Origin of the sequence: Stenotrophomonas sp. TWI1183, assembly GCF_039673115.1 — a bacterium.
In the GTDB taxonomy this organism is placed as follows: Bacteria; Pseudomonadota; Gammaproteobacteria; order Xanthomonadales; family Xanthomonadaceae; genus Stenotrophomonas; species Stenotrophomonas maltophilia_AA.
In genome coordinates this window covers 81,035-99,362 of sequence record NZ_JBDJKZ010000002.1, presented here as the reverse complement: position 1 = coordinate 99,362, position 18,328 = coordinate 81,035, and the positions used below count along the sequence as shown (strand labels likewise).

17 protein-coding genes are annotated in these 18,328 nt (G+C 67.0%); 7 read left to right on the top strand and 10 right to left on the bottom strand.

From position 1 onward, the window contains the following. Positions 1–3: 3 nt before the first annotated feature. The 3 genes from ABE434_RS02830 to ABE434_RS02820 are packed head-to-tail and all read right to left on the bottom strand — an operon-like array spanning position 4 to position 3,351. Complete coding sequence (locus ABE434_RS02830) at positions 4–1,308, bottom strand: ABC transporter permease (RefSeq protein ID WP_346477753.1); 1,305 nt, start codon at positions 1,306–1,308, stop codon at positions 4–6. 8 nt (positions 1,309–1,316) lie between these two features. After that, on the bottom strand, positions 1,317–2,042 hold the full coding sequence (locus ABE434_RS02825; protein WP_176988123.1) for an ABC transporter ATP-binding protein: 726 nt from the start codon (positions 2,040–2,042) through the stop codon (positions 1,317–1,319). 43 nt (positions 2,043–2,085) lie between these two features. Beyond that, a complete protein-coding gene (locus ABE434_RS02820) occupies positions 2,086–3,351 on the bottom strand; it encodes an efflux RND transporter periplasmic adaptor subunit (protein ID WP_346477752.1) in 1,266 nt (421 codons plus the stop codon). Positions 3,352–3,554: 203 nt separating this feature from the next. Here ABE434_RS02820 and glmS point away from each other — a divergent pair, with 203 nt between their 5' ends. Continuing rightward, a complete protein-coding gene (gene glmS / locus ABE434_RS02815) occupies positions 3,555–5,396 on the top strand; it encodes a glutamine--fructose-6-phosphate transaminase (isomerizing) (RefSeq protein ID WP_346477751.1) in 1,842 nt (613 codons plus the stop codon). A gap of 328 nt (positions 5,397–5,724) precedes the next feature. Beyond that, complete coding sequence (locus ABE434_RS02810) at positions 5,725–6,156, top strand: CBS domain-containing protein (RefSeq protein ID WP_176988126.1); 432 nt, start codon at positions 5,725–5,727, stop codon at positions 6,154–6,156. Positions 6,157–6,215: 59 nt separating this feature from the next. Here the strand turns inward: ABE434_RS02810 and ABE434_RS02805 are convergent, their stop codons facing one another. The 3 genes from ABE434_RS02805 to ABE434_RS02795 all read right to left on the bottom strand — a co-directional run bounded on the left by ABE434_RS02805 (position 6,216) and on the right by ABE434_RS02795 (position 9,494). Further along, the gene (locus tag ABE434_RS02805; RefSeq protein WP_346477750.1) at positions 6,216–7,664 is read right to left on the bottom strand and encodes a UdgX family uracil-DNA binding protein; all 1,449 of its coding nucleotides are present in this window, start codon (positions 7,662–7,664) and stop codon (positions 6,216–6,218) included. A gap of 1 nt (position 7,665) precedes the next feature. Next, positions 7,666–8,985, bottom strand: a complete 1,320-nt coding sequence (locus ABE434_RS02800; protein WP_346477749.1) for a putative DNA modification/repair radical SAM protein — start codon at positions 8,983–8,985, stop codon at positions 7,666–7,668. Positions 8,986–9,059: 74 nt separating this feature from the next. Then, positions 9,060–9,494, bottom strand: a complete 435-nt coding sequence (locus ABE434_RS02795) for a VOC family protein (RefSeq protein ID WP_346477748.1) — start codon at positions 9,492–9,494, stop codon at positions 9,060–9,062. Between the two features lie 68 nt (positions 9,495–9,562). On the opposite strand from ABE434_RS02795, the gene ABE434_RS02790 reads away from it, so the two are divergent. After that, entirely contained in the window at positions 9,563–10,039 is a 477-nt protein-coding gene (locus tag ABE434_RS02790; protein ID WP_346477747.1) for a hypothetical protein, read from the top strand. Positions 10,040–10,085: 46 nt separating this feature from the next. Here ABE434_RS02790 and gloA read toward each other — a convergent pair whose 3' ends face one another. Then, positions 10,086–10,616: a lactoylglutathione lyase gene (gloA, locus tag ABE434_RS02785; RefSeq protein WP_346477746.1), complete on the bottom strand. Its 531-nt coding sequence runs from the start codon at positions 10,614–10,616 to the stop codon at positions 10,086–10,088. Between the two features lie 440 nt (positions 10,617–11,056). On the opposite strand from gloA, the gene ABE434_RS02780 reads away from it, so the two are divergent. The 4 genes from ABE434_RS02780 (at position 11,057) to ABE434_RS02765 (ending at position 16,865) form a co-directional block, all read left to right on the top strand. Continuing rightward, positions 11,057–11,467 carry a CopL family metal-binding regulatory protein gene (locus tag ABE434_RS02780; protein WP_346477745.1) on the top strand — a complete coding sequence of 137 codons (411 nt, stop codon included), beginning with the start codon at positions 11,057–11,059 and terminating at the stop codon, positions 11,465–11,467. Positions 11,468–11,570: 103 nt separating this feature from the next. Continuing rightward, the gene (locus ABE434_RS02775) at positions 11,571–14,279 is read left to right on the top strand and encodes a TonB-dependent receptor (protein ID WP_346477744.1); all 2,709 of its coding nucleotides are present in this window, start codon (positions 11,571–11,573) and stop codon (positions 14,277–14,279) included. A 58-nt stretch (positions 14,280–14,337) separates the two neighbouring features. Then, the gene (locus tag ABE434_RS02770; protein ID WP_346477743.1) at positions 14,338–15,030 is read left to right on the top strand and encodes a PepSY domain-containing protein; all 693 of its coding nucleotides are present in this window, start codon (positions 14,338–14,340) and stop codon (positions 15,028–15,030) included. Continuing rightward, the gene (locus ABE434_RS02765) at positions 15,027–16,865 is read left to right on the top strand and encodes a 2Fe-2S iron-sulfur cluster-binding protein (protein WP_346477742.1); all 1,839 of its coding nucleotides are present in this window, start codon (positions 15,027–15,029) and stop codon (positions 16,863–16,865) included. Before ABE434_RS02770 ends, ABE434_RS02765 begins: the two co-directional genes overlap by 4 nt. 42 nt (positions 16,866–16,907) lie before the next feature. On the opposite strand, the gene ABE434_RS02760 is transcribed toward ABE434_RS02765, so the two are convergent. The 3 genes from ABE434_RS02760 to ABE434_RS02750 form a co-directional block, all read right to left on the bottom strand. Then, positions 16,908–17,432: a DUF411 domain-containing protein gene (locus ABE434_RS02760; protein ID WP_346477741.1), complete on the bottom strand. Its 525-nt coding sequence runs from the start codon at positions 17,430–17,432 to the stop codon at positions 16,908–16,910. 59 nt (positions 17,433–17,491) lie between these two features. After that, the gene (locus ABE434_RS02755) at positions 17,492–17,791 is read right to left on the bottom strand and encodes an EF-hand domain-containing protein (protein ID WP_346477740.1); all 300 of its coding nucleotides are present in this window, start codon (positions 17,789–17,791) and stop codon (positions 17,492–17,494) included. Positions 17,792–17,952: 161 nt separating this feature from the next. Continuing rightward, on the bottom strand, positions 17,953–18,312 hold the full coding sequence (locus ABE434_RS02750; RefSeq protein WP_346477739.1) for a CopL family metal-binding regulatory protein: 360 nt from the start codon (positions 18,310–18,312) through the stop codon (positions 17,953–17,955). Positions 18,313–18,328 lie beyond the last annotated feature (16 nt).

Here is an 18,328-nt window from a genome sequence, read left to right as displayed (position 1 = left end):
TCCTTACTGCGATTTGAGTTGGATGGCGGGCGCGACCTGCATGGCGCGCAGCGCCGGCAGGAAACCGGCCAGCAGGCTGGCGACCAGGGTCAGCGCGAAGGTCATCAGCAGCATCTGCCCATCCAGCGTGGCCAGCTTGGCGTAGTCCACCGGTTGCTGGCGCACCGCGTACAGCCCCAGCATCGCCAGCACCAGGCCGAGCAGGCCGCCGGCCAGGCCGACCGTACCGGCCTCGATGAGCGACTGCAGGAAGATCTGGCCGCGGCTGGCACCCAGCGCCCGGCGCACGCCGATCTCGCCGCTGCGGCGCAGGAACTTGGCCAGCAGCAGGCCCACGGTATTGATCAGGCAGACCAGCAGGAAGCCCATCGCCAACCACAGCTGCAGGCGCACGTCACCGGGGACCACCTTCTTGTAGTCCAGCCACTCCATGACATTGCGCAGACGGACGTTGTTGGGACGCTCGAAGCGGCCGGCCGCACGCTGCTGGTCGGAGTAATTCTCCAGGTAGCGGCGGTACTCCGCAGCCTGCCCGGCGTTCTCCAGCTCCACCCAGTATTGGATCCAGGTGCAGCTGGCGGTCGGGCCGGTCGGATCGGGTTCGTTGCGGCGGCCGAAGCAGTCCATGCTGCCGCTGCGGTCGAACTTCAGCTCGATGGCCGTGGTGAAGGGAACGAACACATCTTCGCTGTCGCCATAGCGACCGGTGTTGAGATCGTAGAAGTGCGGGTTGGGGTGCCACTCGTCCAGCACGCCCACCACGGTCATCGTGTTGCCATTGATGCGCACTGACTTGCCGACGCTGTTGGCGCCATCGAACAGCTTCTGGTTGAGTGTCTTCGTGATCACCGCGACCCTGCCGCGGCCCTCGTCATCGGATTCCTTCCAGCCCTGGCCGTACTGGAACGGGGTATCGAACATCGGGAAGAAGTCGCCCGAGGTGTAGCGAGAATCCGTGACGAACGGACGCAGCGTGCTGCTGTCCGGCTCGATGGTGACGCCGCCACCGGTCATCATCGCCTGGCGCTTGGCATGTTTCTCGCTCAGCAGTCTGGTGGCATCGAAGCGGGTCAACTGGTCGGCCGGTTCTTCGCCAGGCTGATAGCCAAGCGCCGACTGTGGATCAATCTGCACGCTGAAGAGCCGGTCGCTCTTCTGCGGAATCGGATCACCGGACAGCACGTGGAACACGGTCAGCGTGGTCATCGACGCGCCGATGCCCAGCGCGATGGCGATCACCATCAGCGCGGTCAGCACCTTGTTGCGCCGGAAGCTGCGCAGGGCCAGTCGGAAGTAGTAAGCGATCATGGCCGGCCTCAGTCGTTGGCGATGGCAGCGGCAACCGCGGGGCGCGGCGTGGAGAGCACCGGATCGCGCAGCAGGTCGGTGACCTGGCCGTCGACGATGTGCACGTTGCGCTTGGCACGGGCGGCCAGTTCGGGGTCGTGGGTCACCATCACGATCGTGGTGCCCTTGGCATTGATTTCTTCCAGCAGCTCCATGACGCCACGGGCCATCTGGCTGTCCAGGTTGCCGGTCGGTTCATCGGCCAGCAGCAGGCGCGGGCTGCCCGCCAGCGCCCGCGCGATCGCGGCGCGCTGTTGCTGACCACCGGAGAGTTCGGCCGGGTAGTGCTTCATGCGCGAGCCCAGGCCCACCTGGGCCAGCGCGTGCTCGATGCGCTCCTTGCGCTCGGCGGCGGGCATGCCGCGGTAGCGCAGCGGCACATCGACGTTGTCGAACAGGTTCAGATCGGAGATCAGGTTGAAGCCCTGGAAGATGAAGCCGATCTTCTGGTTGCGCAGGCGGCTGCGCGCGTCATCGCCCAGCTGGCTGACGTCCTGGCCATCGAGCAGGTAGGTGCCGCTGGTGAAGGTCTCCAGCAGGCCGGCGATGTTGAGGAAGGTGGTCTTGCCCGAACCGGACGGACCGGTCACGGCAACGAACTCGCCTTCGCGGACGTGCAGGTCCAGCGACCGCAGGGCATGGGTTTCCACCTGTTCGGTGCGGAAGACTTTGGCGACCGAGCGCATTTCAAGCATGGCTGTTTTCCTTTGAAAGTCGAGAGGATCGAAAGGGGATGATTCAGTTGACGGACACGCGCTCGGCATCGCCGAACAGATCGCTGCCGGAGACCACGACGCGGTCGCCGGGCTGCAGGCCAGAGAGGATTTCCACTTCGCCCAGGCTGCTCACACCGAGCTTGACCGGGCGGCGGACCGCACTGCTGCCGTCCATGACGTAGGCGTAGCCGTTGCCCTGTTCGACGAACGGGCCGCGCTCGATCTTGAGTGCGTTGCGACGGGTATCGAGCAGCACCCGGGCCTGCATCCGCTGGCTCTGGCGCAGGCCCTGCGGCTGCTTGTCGGCGAAACGGATGCGGGCATTGACCTCGCCGGCGACCACTTCCGGGGAGACGGCGGAAATCTCGCCGGCGAACTGGCCGCTGCCGCCGGTCAGCTGCGCAGGCATGCCGATCGTCAGCTCGCGGGCGAAGCTCTCCGGCACCTTGATCTCGATCTCGAAGCGCGACAGGTCGACCACGCCCAGGATCGGCGCATTGGCGACCACGTTGGTGTGCTGGGTCGCCTGCACCTGGCCGACCTGGCCATCGAACGGCGCACGCAGCGTGAGGGCGTCGACCTGGCGCTCGACCTCGGTCACCACCGCACGCTGGCGGTCGGCGAGCAGGCGCTTGTTGCGCGCATCGAGGTCGGCGCCCTGGGCCTTGAGCAGGGCGTCCTTGCGGGCATGTTCGAGCTGGATGTCGCTCTTCTTGACCGTGTCTTCGGCCTTGGCGACATCGACCTGCGGCACCGCGCCCCCATCGAAGCCACGCTTGTAGCGTTCCAGATCGCGCACGGCCGCCTGGCGTTCGATCACTGCCTGGTCGGTATCCTTCTGGGCCGTGGCGCGCGCCAGGGTCGCATCCAGGGTGGCGCGGCTCGCCTCGGCCTGCAGGCCGGCCAGGGTGGCCTGTTCCTGGGCCAGCTTGCTGCGCAGTTCGGGGCTGTCGATCACGGCCAGTTCCTGGCCCTGCTTGACCACGTCACCGGCCACCACCTTCAGGTTCACGTTGCCGGCGGAGATCGCATACAGCACCGGGTTGTTGGCCGCGATCACGCGACCGTCCGCGGCGATGTCGCGGACCATGTCGCCGCGGGTGACCTCGGCGATGCGGACGCGGGCGCTGTCGAAGGAGCGGCTGGCCCCGAGCCAGGCACGGGCGGCGAAGCCGATCGCCAGCAGCACGACCAGCGCGGCGACCGCCGGCCACAGCCAGCGCTTCCACGGGGCGGGCGCGGCATGCGAGGAAAGGGTCTGGTCCTGGGCGGAAGTGTCGCGGATCATCGGGCTCGTTCGCGGTTGGGTTGCGGAGTACCAAGCAGACGCCGTGCCAAGTTTTGGCCCTTTGAAAACAATGGCTTGCGAATCTCGTCGCGTGTCCGTGTGTCCGCGGACACCGGGCCGGACACTTTCGTTAAGCGGACAGCGCCCAAGCGTCCGGGGCCGCCGCGCTAGAATGCGGGGCTTACCAGCAGGGATCTGAATCTATGTGCGGCATTGTGGGAGCGATCGCGCATCGCGACGTGGTACCGGTCCTCATCGAAGGATTGAAGCGACTGGAATACCGGGGCTACGACTCCTCCGGCATCGCCGTGATCGACACTTCTGCTGCCGCACCCGATGTCCGCCGCGTCCGCCGCACCGGCCGCGTGGCCGAGATGGAGAAGGCCGCCGCGAGTGAAGGCTTCCAGTCGCTGCTGGGCATCGGCCACACCCGCTGGGCCACCCACGGTGGCGTGACCGAGGCCAATGCGCACCCGCACATCAGTCATGGCGTGGCGCTGGTCCACAACGGCATCATCGAGAACCATGAAGAACAGCGCGAGAAGCTGCGCGCGCTGGGCTATACCTTCGAGTCGCAGACCGACACTGAAGTGATCGCGCACCTGATGCACCATCACCTCAAGGAAGGCGACAGCCTGCTGTCGGCGCTGCAGCGCACGGTCAAGGAACTGACCGGAGCCTACGCACTGGCGGTGATGAGCCGTGCCGAGCCGGATCACTTCGTGTGCGCGCGCATGGGCTGCCCGCTGCTGGTCGGCGTCGGCGAGGGCGAGAACTTCGTCGCCTCCGACGTCTCGGCGATTCTCCAGGCCACCCGCACGGTGATCTTCCTGGAAGAGGGCGACACGGCCGATATCCGCCGCGATGGCGTGCAGGTGTACGACGAACACAACCAGCCGATCGTGCGCGACGTGCATCTGTCCGACGTATCGCTGGCCTCGCTGGAGCTGGGGCCGTACCGCCACTTCATGCAGAAGGAAATCCACGAGCAGCCGCGCGCGCTGGGCGACACCATCGAAGCGGCGATCGATGCCGGCGGTTTCCCGGCCACCCTGTTCGGCAAGAATGCCGAGGCCGTGCTGTCGGATATCGAAGGCGTGCAGATTCTTGCCTGCGGTACCAGCTACTACGCCGGGCTGACCGCGCGCTACTGGATCGAAGCGATCGCCGGGCTGCCGTGCAGCGTCGAGATCGCCAGCGAATACCGCTATCGCGCGGCCTACGCGAATCCCAAGCACCTGATCGTCACCATCTCCCAGTCCGGCGAAACGCTGGATACGATGGAGGCGCTCAAGTACGCCAAGTCGCTCGGCCACCTGCATACGCTCTCGATCTGCAACGTGCCCGAGAGCGCGATCCCGCGCGCCAGTGAACTGGTCTGCTACACCCGTGCCGGTGCCGAGATCGGCGTCGCGTCGACCAAGGCCTTCACCACCCAGCTGGCCGCGCTGTTCCAGCTCACCGTGGTGCTGGGCAAGCTGCATGGCCGCATCGATGCCGCCCAGGAAGCGGACTACCTGGAGCAGCTGCGCTTCCTGCCGGGCAGCGTGCAGCATGCGCTGAACATGGAGCCGCAGATCGCCGCGTGGGCCGAGCGCTTCGCGCGCAGGAACAGCGCGTTGTTCCTGGGCCGTGGGCTGCATTACCCGATCGCGCTGGAAGGCGCGCTCAAGCTCAAGGAAATCTCGTACATCCACGCCGAGGCCTATCCCGCCGGCGAGCTCAAGCATGGCCCGCTGGCGTTGGTGGATGAAGAGATGCCGGTGGTGGTGATCGCCCCGAACGACAGCCTGCTGGAAAAGGTCAAATCCAACATGCAGGAAGTGCGTGCCCGCGGCGGTGAGCTGTTCGTGTTCGCCGACCAGGACAGCAACTTCGTCGAGTCCGAAGGCGTGCATGTGATCCGCACGCCGCGCCATGCCGGTGTGCTGAGCCCGATCGTGCATACGATTCCGGTGCAGCTGTTGGCCTATCACACCGCGCTGGCCCGCGGGACAGACGTGGACAAGCCGCGCAACCTGGCCAAGAGCGTGACGGTGGAGTGATGCGTCCGCCGCCAAGGCGGCGCTGATGCGTATCGAGGGTGGTCCTGCGGGGCCACCCTTTTTTGTGCGCCACCCATGGGGTGCTCTGCGCGGCCGCCGGCACTGGAACTTTAGTCGTGCCCTGCGGCGGCATTCAGCGACGGTTTTACTGGCGGTGCCATTCTCAGGGTCGTCCCCCGCTTCCACGACGAACCGTCCCAGATTTGCAAACTCCTGGGCCGGGGTGCGGACGTAGAATCGAATGACCGAGGACCGCGTGGCGATGCCACCGACCTCGCTGCAACCAGGCGCATCTCTCGACTTCAGTAACCTGTAACAGGAAACAAGAATGAACGTCCGCGAACTCCTGCAATCCAAGAAAGAAGCCATCGTCACCATCGATGTGGAAGACACCATCGGTGCCGCGGCCCACAAGATGAGCGCGCACAAGATCGCCGCCCTCGTGGTGATGAAAGACGATGCGCCGGTGCGTATCGTGTCCGAGAAGGACATCGTGCGCAGCCTTGCGGAAGATGGTCCCCAGGCGGGCAGGCGGGTCATCTCCACGCTGCCGTCGGCAGGGCTGGAAGGCATCGGCCCCGACGCGAGCCTCAAGCAGGCGATGGCGCTGATGACGTACTCCCGCCATCGTCATCTGATGGTGACCGAAGGCGCCACGCTGGTCGGCATCCTGAGCCTGGGCGATATCGTGAAGAATCTGCTCAGCGAGCTGGAGCTGGAGAAGGCGGTCCTGCAGGACATCTACATGGCGGCGCACTGACGCTGCCCGATCTGCGTTGACGGGCATTGCCGGCCATCGGCCGGCAACCCCATGCGAGGTCAACGTGTGCGTTGAACCTCGACCAGGTGCTGGAGGTCGTCCTTCAGCAGCCGATAGGCGTCCTCGCGCGCCGCATCGCCGGTCTGCCGCAATACCCACGACGGATGCACCGTGGCAAACGCCCGCGTGCCGTCGTCCAGCGCGTGCCAGCGTCCGTGGTTCTCCATCAGGTTGAAGCCGGCCCCGAACACGGCCGTGGCCGCGCTCGCCCCCAGGCAGACGATCACCTGCGGTCGCACGTTCTCTATCTCGCCCATCAGCCACGGCCGGCACGCGTTGATATGGGTCATCTGCGGTTTACTGTGGATGCGCCGCTTGCCGCGCCGCTCGAAACGGAAGTGCTTGACCGCATTGGTCAGGTAGAGCGCGCTGCGCTCGATGCCGAGTTCGCGCAGCGCACGATCCAGCAGCTGCCCGGCGGGGCCGACGAACGGATGCCCGCTGAGGTCCTCGCTGTCCCCGGGTTGTTCGCCGACCAGCATGATCGATGCATTCGGTGGACCTTCACCGAACACCGTCTGCGTGGCCGGTTCCCACAGCGGACAGCGGCGGCACGCCGCGGCGGCATTGCGCAGCGCGTCGAGCGTGGCAGGCGTCGTCTCTGTGGCGGGCTCCGGTGCCGCGATGGCCTGGGGAATGCGCCGCCGCGGGGCCTGCGCTTCACGGTCGTGCATCTCCTGCACCCGGTCACCGGCATCACGCACCAGCTGTGGCAGCAACGAGGCTTCCGGCAGGTGCTTCCAGTATCTGGTGGGCATCTCCTGCTGCATCATGCGCGTGTTGAGCCGGGCCGGATTGAAGATGTTGGCGTAGTAGGTGCGCCATAATTCTTCGCGTGCGTCTTCCATCGGCGCATCGCTTTGGCGGCCGCCCGGGCCGAACGACAGGTGCTGCCCATCCCAGTGCACGCTGCGGTACGGCGTCAGGATCGCCCAGCGCATGCCGGCGAATCGTCGCGCGAAAAACGGTGCGACGCGGTCGACGATCTGGTGATCCGGTTCGAACCAGGCAATGAACGCGTCCTGTTCGCCGGGCACCTCCCGGAAGCGCACGAAGGCCTTCATCTTGTGCGTGTCGCGGCGTACCGCCTGGCTCAAGGCCATGGCGCGAAGCACGTCGGCATCGGCGGGATTGGACAGCAGGCTGCGTTCGCCATGGGTGATGCGCCACAGCATGCGATAGAGCAGTGACATCCGCTGCGGATCGCGATGGCACAGGCAGATGGCAGCCAGCTCGACAAAGCTCTTGGGGACATGGACCTGCGGCTCGGCCGGTGGCGCGCTGTCCTCCGCCGAGGTCAGCGATGGCGCTTCCAGCAGCGACGTCTCGCTGCCAGACAACCAGTCCAGCTGATCCGGCGCGACCGCGTGGCGCAGGGCCAGGCGCGCGGCGGTGCGCCAGGCTTCCAGAGACCACGCCGGGTCGACCCGCACACTCCAGCGCGCCATGTCAGCTCGCGGCCGCGTCGGGGAACAACGCACCCTGTCGCGGCGGTGGTGCCAGTCGGGCCCGCAGCGCCGCCGGATCATCCAGTGCACGCCGCGGATGATGGTCGGCCAGCTGCACGAACGGCAGCAGCTTGCTCATCGGCGCACGCAGGCGGGCCACATCGGCCACGCGCAGGCGTCCATGCCGCCGCGCCATCAGTACGCGCTTGACGTTGCGTACGCCGAGCCCGGGCACGCGCAGCAGCAGCTCCTTGGGCGCGATGTTGAGATCGACCGGGAAGCGCTCGGGGTGACGGATCGCCCAGGCCATCTTCGGGTCGATGTCCAGGTCCAGCATGCCGCCCTGGGTGGTATCGGTGATTTCCTCCACACCGTACCCGTAGAAGCGCAGCAGCCAGTCCGCCTGGTAGAGGCGGTGCTCGCGTGCCAGTGGCGGTGCCTGCAGGGGCAGCGCCTTGCTGGCATCGGGAATGGGGCTGAAGGCGGAGTAATAGACGCGGCGCATCCGATAGTTGCCGTACAGATTGTCGGCCGCGCTGAGGATCTGCTTGTCGCTGGCACCGTCGGCGCCGACGATCATCTGGGTGCTCTGCCCGGCCGGCGCGAAGCGGGGCGCGCCGGCCCGGCGGCCGCGCAGGGCCGGCGCGGGGGGCGCTGCAGCGGCTGCCGGGGATGATGGCGCGTCAGGGTCCGGATGTGACGTGCGCGCTTCCTTGGCTTCCTCGATGCGCCAGCGGAGCTCGCCCATCGCGCTGCGGATCGACGGAAGGGATTTCTCCGGCGCGAAACTGGCCAGCCCGGCCTCGGTGGGCAGCTCGATGTTGATCGACAGCCGATCGGCATGACGACCGGCAAGCGCAAGCAGTTCCGGGGAGGCTTCCGGAATGGTCTTGAGGTGGATGTAGCCGCTGAACCGGCGTTCTTCGCGCAGCACGCGCGCGATCTCCACCATCTGCTCCATGGTGTAGTCGGCATTGCGGATGATCCCGCTGGAGAGAAACAGCCCCTCGATGTAGTTGCGCTTGTAGAAGTCCATCGTCAGCGCGACCACTTCCTCCACGCTGAAACGCGCCCGCTGCACGTTGCTCGATACGCGGTTGACGCAGTACGCGCAGTCGTAGATGCAGAAGTTGGTGAGCAGGATCTTGAGCAGCGACACGCACCGGCCATCGGGCGTGTAGCTGTGGCAGATTCCCATCCCCTCGGTACTGCCGATGCCACCGGATGCACGCGAATCGCGCTTGCCCGCACCACTGGAGGCGCAGGACGCGTCGTACTTCGCGGCATCGGCAAGGATGGCCAGTTTGCGGATCGTCTCCATGGAAAGACCGTACCGAGGCACGATCTCATCCAGTGAGACGCATCAGATACTCCCTGAAGAATTCAGGTTCCGCCTCAGCCTTCGAAGGTCACCGTCACCGAGTCCGCGCTGTAGGTGGCCGGCCCATGGAACACCACTTCGATGTTGTTGCCATCCGGATCCAGCGCGAACGCCGCGTAGTAGCCCGGATGGTAAGGACGCTCGCCCGGGGCGCCGTTGTCCTTGCCACCGTTGACCAGTGCCGCCTGGTGGAAGGCCTCGACGGTGGCGCGGTCGCGCGCCTGGAAGGCGAGGTGGTGGCGACCGGTGAGCTGGCCCAGCGCCGCGTCGCTGTCCGGCGTGGAGATGAACAGTTCGTCGGCCCAGAAGTAGGTGTCGCCTTCGCCGGCGATCGGAATGCCGATCGTGTCGAACACGGCCTGGTAAAAGCGGCGGCTGGCGGCCAGATCCCTGACCACCAGTTGCAGGTGATCGATCAGGCGGCCGCGGTGCAGTTCCATCGTTTCCATACCGACTCCGTTGGGTGGTGGGACGGGGCGCAGATATACCACCGGACGCAGCGCGACGCATCGCGGCGGTGTCGACCTTGCTGACTGCGCGCAGCGGTCTGTCGGCCACGGCCCTTCCGCCGGCCCGCACGCTGACCTACGCTGCGCGCTGGCGTCATGAACGCGCAGGCGGAGGAGGCACGATGCTGTGGATGGTGATGATGGCCCAGGCGGTCGCAGGCGACGCGGGCTATGAACAGGTGCGGGCGCTGGCGCAGCGCGATGAGGCCAGCCTGGCACCGGCGGCGTATGCGGAGATGCTGGACAGCATGAGCCGGGTCGGCGGGGCCAGCTTTACGCGCTGCATGCCCACGCCCGCGCCGCAGGCGCTGGCGCCCTTCACCGTGGTGCTGCAGCTGGATGCGCAGGGCAGGGTGGTGCGGACATGGCGCCAAGGCGAGGAGGCGGTCGCGCGCTGCGTCGATGCGGGGTTCGTCGGGAAAACGTTGTTCGTGCCGCCGAAAGCGCCGTTCCATGCGGCCTTCGAGTTCCAGATCCAGCCCTAGCCTCGACAACGCGCCGACGGGGCCGGCGCGTCGTGGCGAGGCGGGATCAGGCGATCGGGGTATTGGAGATGATCTCCACCCAGTAGCCGTCCGGATCCTTGATGAAGGCCAGGTGCTTCATGCGGCCGTCTTCCAGGCGCTTCTGGTAGGGCACCTGCAGGGCGTCGAAGCGCTTGCAGGCGGCCTGGATGTCCGGCACGGAGACACAGATGTGGCCGAAGCCGCGCGGGTCGGTATTGCCGTCGTGGTAGACCGGGCCGTCCTGGTTCTCGGTGCCATGGTTGTGGGTCAGCTCGAGCACGCCGGGGATGCCGGCCATCCAGACGCGGCGCGCGTCGTCGCCCTCGGGGATCTGGGTGCCGGCCGGCAGCAGGGCCAGGAAGTACAGGCTGAACTGCGCCTCGGCGAAGTCGCGCTGGTCGATCAGGCGGAAGCCGAGCACGCGGGTGTAGAAGTCCAGCGATGCGGCGGCGTCTTTGACGCGCAGCATGGTGTGGTTGAACACGAAGCCGGTGGTTTCGGCGGGCACATCCGCGGCGACGCCGGGGTGCTCACGCAGGCAAGCGGGAAGGGTCATGGGGAGGTCCTGTCACGATGAAAAGAAGCGCGATCACGCGCGTGCGGACAAGTTTACGGAACACAGGTGAGGCCTGGATAAGCGCATGAATGCGCGCCACAAAAAGTTGCATGTGTAACCAGCAATCGATATCCAGCCTTGCTTGTAAAAATAGATGCGAAATCGCGCCCGAACGGGCATGTTGGCGCTTGGCGGCGACGTGCGTGCTGGCTATGCTGCAACGCAGGATGGACGCGGGCGATTGCGCTGGGTCGATGCGGATGCCATCGGCGGGAAGGGAGCCGGCAGAGGCCGGCGGGACGGATATCTGCGTGGGGAAACGCGCAGCCGGCAAGGGAGACGCCGACGTCGTGAACGGGAGAGGGGAGTTGACGCGCCTCGACCGACGCGCTATTCAATGTTTTGTATATACAAATAAACCGAGGCTGTTGAAGCGCCCCATGTCATACCGCTTGATGCTGCCATTGCTGCTGATCGCTTTGCTGGGTGCCGACGGTGTACTCGGCGCGTGGGCGAGCACGCGCATGGCCCTGCACGCGATGACCGCGAGTGGCCCGCTCGCCGCCGCCGGCGAGGCCAGTGCCACGGGCGAGGCGTGCGATCTGCCGGTGCAGGAGGCCGCCCCGGCCTTGGCGGCGCACGGCGATCACGACCGCACCGGGCCGGGCGGGGATGCCGACTGTGCGGACCGTGCCGCCTGCGATTGCGTCTGCGTGCTGACCTTCTACCCGCCCTCGACCACGACGCTGTTCGCCACGCGGCATTCGCCGATTTCGATGGACACGCTGTTCCCCCCGCTGGAGGTTCCGCACAGGAAGCTCTCGCGCGTTTTCCGACCTCCCATCGCCTGATCTTGTCGTCCCGGCGCCCATGCGGCGCCTGATGCGGTCCGTCCGGCCATCGTGGCCGACGGATCCTGCCACGAGACAAGACCCCAAGCGGGAGAGAGAGAACATGTACGTCAAGACCCATGCCCTGGCCCTGGCCATCGGCACGCTGCTGTGTGCGGCCGCCACTCCGTCGCTGCATGCGCAGGAAAGCAGAACCGACCAGACGGGTGCGCGCACCCTGGATACGGTCCAGGTGACCGGCAGCCACATCAAGCGCGCCCAGTTGTCCGGCGTCGGCCCGGTCAGCGTGATCGATGCCGAAACGATCCAGCGCTCCGGCGCCACCTCGGTGGATACCCTGCTGCAGCGCCTGCCGGCCTCGGCCGGTTTCGCGGGCAGCCAGAGCAATGCCTACTGGGCCGAGAACGGCTACGGCACCACCCAGGTCAATCTGCGCGGCCTCGGTATCAACCGCACGCTGGTGCTGCTCAATGGCCGCCGTATCGTCAACGGCGGCACCGGGGCCAACAGTTCGGTCGATCTGAACATCATCCCGGTGGCGCTGATCGAGCGCGTCGAAGTGCTGAAGGACGGGGCGTCGGCCATCTACGGTGCAGATGCGGTGGCCGGCGTGGTCAACATCATCACCAAGAAAGGCTTCGATGGCGTACAGGCCTCGGTCCGTTACGGCGAAACCACCCGGGGCGATGGCGATGAGACGGCCGTTGACCTGGCCTGGGGCGTGACCGGCGAGCGCGGTTCGTTGATCGCCGGAATCAACTACGCCGAAGGCGGCACCGTGAACATGGCCTCGCGCGCGCCGTGCGGCCTGATCGAGTCCGGCGGCAAACTGGTCTGTTCGGGCAGCTCGGCCACCACCGGTGGGCGTGCGCTGCTGGCCGACGGGTCGCGCATCAACTTCCGCCAGAACCCCGGTGATCCGCTGTTCGAGACCTACAACGCCGCCAAGCACAACTACAACGGCAACCCCACCCTCAACGCGGTCAACCCGATCAAGCGCCTGAGCCTGAGTGTGTTCGGCGACAACCAGTTGAGCGACAGCGTGCGGGTGTTCACGGAGTTGATGTACACCAACCGCCAGTCCGATCAGCTGGCCACTGCCGGCTCCCTGGGGGTCTACCGCCCGATCAACATCGCGGCCGATCATCCGACCAACCCGACCGGGCAGGACCTGCTGCTGCAGCGCCGGCGCCTGGAAGAAGCCGGCCCGCGCCACTTCTCGCAGGAGACCAATACCTACCGCGCCGTCGTGGGCCTGCAGGGCCAGTTCGGCGTGGGCTGGGACTGGTCGGCTGCGTTCAACATGGGGCGCAATACCGGCGTGGACGGCTCGGACAAGGTGGCCAACCTGGATCGCGTCGACCAGACCTTGAACCGGGCGATCTGCAGCTCGCTGCCGGGGGCGTCGATCCTGTGCGGCAACTACCTGGGCTACGGGAATCTGTCGAAGGAGGTGCTGGACTACATCCTCTACACCTCGCGTGACACCGGCGGCAATGAGCAGAAGAGCTTCACCGCCAGCCTGAGCGGCCAGATCGTCGAACTGCCCGCCGGCTGGGTGGGCTTCGCCACCGGCGTGGAAGTGCGCAAGGAACGCGGCTGGCGCAACCCGGACGTGTTGACCGCGCTGGGCATCGGCAACACCAACCAGCAGGACCCGATCGCCGGCGAGTACACCGCAAAGGAGGCGTACGTGGAGCTGGCGGTGCCGCTGCTGCAGGACAGCGTGATCGCCGACTCGCTGTACCTCAACGTAGCCGCGCGCCTGTCCGATTACGACCTGTTCGGCCGCGACACGAACTACAAAGTCGGCCTGGACTGGCAGGTGAATCCGCAGCTGAAGCTGCGCGGCACCTATGCGACCGCGTTCCGCATTCCGAACATTCCCGAACTGTTCGGCGGCATCTCCGAAGGCAACCTGACCACCACCGATCCGTGCAGCCGCTGGAGCAGCCTGCCGGCCGATTCGGTGGTACGGAACAACTGCCAGGCCGCAGGGGTGCCGGCCAACTACGTGCAGCCGGGCAACACGATCCTGACCACCTCCGGCGGCAACGCGCAGCTCCGTCCGGAGGATGCCACCTCGGTGACGGCTGGCGTGGTGTGGACGCCGACGTTCCTGTCCGGGCTGACCTTGACCGCCGATTACTACAACATCCGCATCACCAACGCGATCCAGCGTGTCGCCGGCTCGACCAAGCTGGCGATCTGCTACAACACGCCGGGGCTGGCGCATCCGTTCTGCGATGCCAGCAACTTCACCCGCAACCCGCGCACCGGTGAGGTCGACTTCCTGTCCTCGCAGCCGGTCAATGCCGCCGACGAACGTGCCACCGGCGTCGACCTCGGCGCACTGTACGAGTTCGGGGTGGCCGGCATGGAGGCCAGCGTCAGTGTCGATGCCTCGTACCTGCATCGCTACGACGTGCGTCCCTATGCAGGTGCCGCGGTCATCGAGTATGCCGGCAAGATCACCGGTGGCCGTGGCAGCTATGCCAAATGGCGCGCGCTGGGTGCGTTGAATCTCTCGCGTGACGCGTGGTCGGGCAGCTGGACGGCGCAGTACATCGGCCGGACCGACGACATCAACGCCGCACGCGGCGCGATCGGCGACCACGCACCGAGCGTGGTCTATCACAACCTGCAGGCCAGGTATGCCGCCACGCCCGCCCTGGACCTGACCCTGGGGCTGGACAATGCGTTCGACAAGAAGGCGCCCTTCATCCAGAGCTACACCGATGCCAACACCGACACGATGACCTATGACCTGCTGGGTCGTCGCTGGTATGCCCGCATCGGCTATCGCTGGTGATTGCGTGCGTCCCGCCGGGTGACCGGCGGGGCGCCGTTCCTGAGAGAGGATGAAGACGATGAAACCCGCATTCTGGGCACGACGTGCCCACAAATGGATCGGTCTGATAGTGGGCGTGCAGGCACTGCTGTGGATGCTCAGCGGCGTCTACATGACGGTGGTGCCGCTGGACGTGATCCATGGCGATCACCTGGCGCATGCACACGGCGAGGTGCTGGCGCGGGACGCCGAACGGGTCGGCTCCGCCGAGCTGGCCGCGCGCTACCCCGGGCTGCGCTCGTTCCGGCTGACGCATCTGCTGGAGCGCGAGGTGCTTGATGTACGCGACGCCTCGGGCAGGTTCCTGGTGGATGCGCGGACCGGCGAGCGACTGCCCCCGTTGGACCGTGACCAGGCGATTGAACTGGCGCGCTCGTTGTATCAGGGCGACGGCCAGGTCAGCCGGGTGGAATGGATCACCCGGGCGCCACCGGAGGTGAAGACCCGGCCGGTACCGATGTGGGCGGTGCATTTCGCCGACCGTGGCGATACCACCCTGTATCTGTCGCCGGCCAGCGGCGATCTGCTGGCACGCCGGCACAGCCTGTGGCGCTGGTTCGACTTCCTGTGGATGTTCCACATCATGGATTACGAGAACCGCACGGACGTCAACAACCTGCTGCTGCGGATCGCTGCCATCGCCGGGCTGGGCTTCGCGCTCAGTGGCGCGTGGCTGCTGTTCTACAGCTTCAGCACGCGGAGGTCGGCATGACACCGTGGATGCGTACGCTGCACAAATGGGTGGGCCTGATCGTCGGCCTGCAGTTCCTGCTCTGGCTCGGCAGCGGCCTGATGATGAGCCTGCTCGACCCGCAGAAGATCAAGGGCAGCGCCCAGCGTGCGGCCGAGCGCGAGATTCCCGCATGGCCAGCCACGGCGCTGGCGCCGGCCGAGGCGCTGCGCGCCGCGCGCAACGATGCGGCCACGCTGGATACGGGCTGGTTGCTGGAGCAACCGGTGTACCGGCTGCTCTCGCCCCAGGGCACCGAGCTGATCGATGCCTACAACGGCAAGCGCATCGAGATCGATCCGCGCTGGGCGCTGCGGTTGGCGCAGGCGTCGTATCGCGGCAGCGGCGTGCCGGCCGACCCGGTCCATCTCGACAGCACACTGGAGACACGGGCCCACCCCGATCCCGTCTGGCGGGTGGATTTCGGTGATGAAGCCGGGACCACGGTGTACGTCTCGGCACAGAGCGGCCAGGTCCTGGAGCATCGCAACGACACCTGGCGCCTGTTCGACATCTTCTGGATGTTGCACATCATGGATTACACCGGCCGCGCCAACTTCAACAATCCCATCGTGGTCGGCATGGGCATCGGGGGCCTGTGGTTGTCGTTGACCGGCATCTGGCTGCTGGTGGCCAGCGTCCATCTGCGCGAATTCATCCCGCGGCGCTGGCGACCCCGCCGGCAGGTGGCGGTGTTCGCGCCGGGCGGCACGCATCTGCGGACGGTTGCGGCGGCCGGCGGCGACAGTGTGTTCGTGGCGTTGGCGCGCGAAGGGGTGCACCTGCCTTCGAACTGCGGCGGCGGCCAGAGCTGCGGGCTGTGCGAGGTGCGGGTGCGCGGGGCGGCATCGCGGGCGACCGCCTCGGATCGTGCCCATCTGCCGGCACCCAAGGTCAAGCTGGGATGCCGCCTGGCCTGCAATCTGTCGGTGGATGAGGACATGGAGATCGAAGTCGCCGGCGGTGCCAGCCTGTGGACCGCGCACTGGGCGACTGTGGAGAAAGTGGAAGCGGTGACGCCCTTCCTGCGCGAGATCCACCTGCGCCCCGACCAGCCGGCCGACGCCCAGTTCCAGCCGGGCTGCTATCTGCAGCTGCATGTGCCCGAGTACGCGCTCCCGCGCAGCGGTCTGTGGCATCCCGCCGAACACCGGCAGGACTGGGACAGGCTGCCGCTGCCGCCGACGCTGCAGAACCGCAGCGAGGTTCGCCGCTCATACTCATTGTCCTCACCGGTGGCCGATGCGCAGGGGCGATTGCTGCTGTTGGCGCGCTTCAGTCCGGGCTGGCAGGACAACAAGCGGCATCCGCCGGGCAAGGGCTCGACGTATCTCTACACGCTGCGCGAGGGCGACCGCGTGCGCTACAGCGGACCCTTCGGCGATTTCGCCCTGAGCGGTGCCGTACGCGAGAAGGTCTTCATTGGTGCCGGTGCCGGCATGGCGCCGCTGCGCGCGATGATCCAGCAGCGTCTGGGTGAAGGCGGGCAGGAACGGATCCACTATTGGTACGGCGCCAGGAATGCGCGCGATTGCCCGTATGACCTGCAGATGCAGGCGCTGGCCCAGCGGCATGCCAACTTCAGCTGGCACCCGGTGTGGTCCGAGCAGGCCGGTGGCGCCTGGGCGGCCGCGGACGGCGCGGCGGGCCATGTGCACGAGGCGATGCACCTGCATCTGCTGCAGGCGCATCCGGACCTGTCCGCCTGCGAGTTCTACCTGTGCGGGCCGCCGGCGATGCTGGCGGCCACGCGCCAGCTGCTGCAGCGACTCGGGGTCGACGAGGCGCGCATCGCCTACGACGACTTCAAGATCTGAGGAGCAGGCCCTGCCGGCGGTGCGCCGGCAGGGCGATGGACATCAGGGATGCTGCGAGAAGCCGCGGACGTTCCCGTTTTCCTCCAGCAACCCGACCGTGAACGACTGCCGGTAGCCATCCGGCGATTCCATGCCCGGGGAGCCGACCGGCATGCCGGGCAGCACCAGGCCGCGCGCCGCGGGGCGCTCGCTCAGCAGGCGCTGGATGTCGGCGACCGGCACGTGACCTTCCACGACGTAGCCGTCCACTTCGGCGGTATGGCAGGAGAGCATCTCGTCGGGGATGCCAAGTCGCTGCTTGATGGCGAGCATGTCCTCGGTGTCGTTGACCCGCACCGGGAACCCGGCGGCGCGGACATGCTCGACCCACACGCCGCAGCAGCCGCAGTCCGGACTCTTGTGCACGGTGATCAGGGGCAGGGCATGCGTTGCCGTGGTCGTGGGCGGCGACGACGCTGGTGCTGCGTCGTCGCTGGGAGTGCCGGGTGCTGCCTGGCAGGCGCTGACCAGCAGGGTCGTGCCGAGCAGCACGATGGCGCGCAACGCGGTTCCGTTGAAAAACTTCATGACGTTTCCTTTCCTTGAAAATGCCACGCCCGGCAGCGTTGCCAGGCGCGGCGGCCGGGTCAAAGCATGTTCATGCCGGTCTCGAATTCCTTCGCATCCAGTTTGCCATCGCGGTTGCGATCGCTCATCTCGAGATGCGGCAGCAGGGGATGGTCGGTCGGCAGGTCACTGCGGCGGATGAAGCCGTCGTTGTCACGGTCGAGCTGCTTGAACGCGGCCGCGTGCCTGCTGGTCGGTGCCGCCGTGGTGGGCTTGCCGTGGCCGGCGTGGTGATCGTGCCCGGCGTGCGAAGACTGTGCCAGTGCAGCCGGCGAGGCGGCGAGCACGGCGAGGAGCGTCAATGGGGTGAACAGGCGCATGGAAATCCTTGGAAGGGATGGAAAGGTGAGTGGAATGAGGCGCACGGGCGCACGGGCGCGCGGACGCCTGCACGGGATGCGCAGCGCACATCGCGCGGAGTGAACGTGTCCTGGCGCGACGGCGTCGGGCGCCTGTCAGGCGGCCGTCCGTCAGCGGTGGATCAGGCGATGGGAGGGCGGATCAGCCGGCCGGGTGCGAGGCTCGCCCTGCCGGCGTCGGCGGGCAGGGGCGCATCGGATTGCGGAAGGTCCATCAGCAACGGCAACGGGGCCGGCAGGAGCACCGTGCCCTGTTGGGGACAGTCGCAGTGAGTGTCGTCGGCACATCCGGTCACCGGGCCGGGATGACCGGCTTCCTCGTCGGCGTGCAGGCCCGGGACCCTGTCATGGCAGCTGCGCTCCCCGGCGCTGCTGCTGGGCACTGCGGCTGGCATGGCCATCGCCGTGGCCGCCCACGCTGAACCGACCGCACTGGCGATCAGGGTCAGGCACAGCAGCAGGGGCAGCAGGATACGAGGCAAGCGCGGTGCGGAGCAG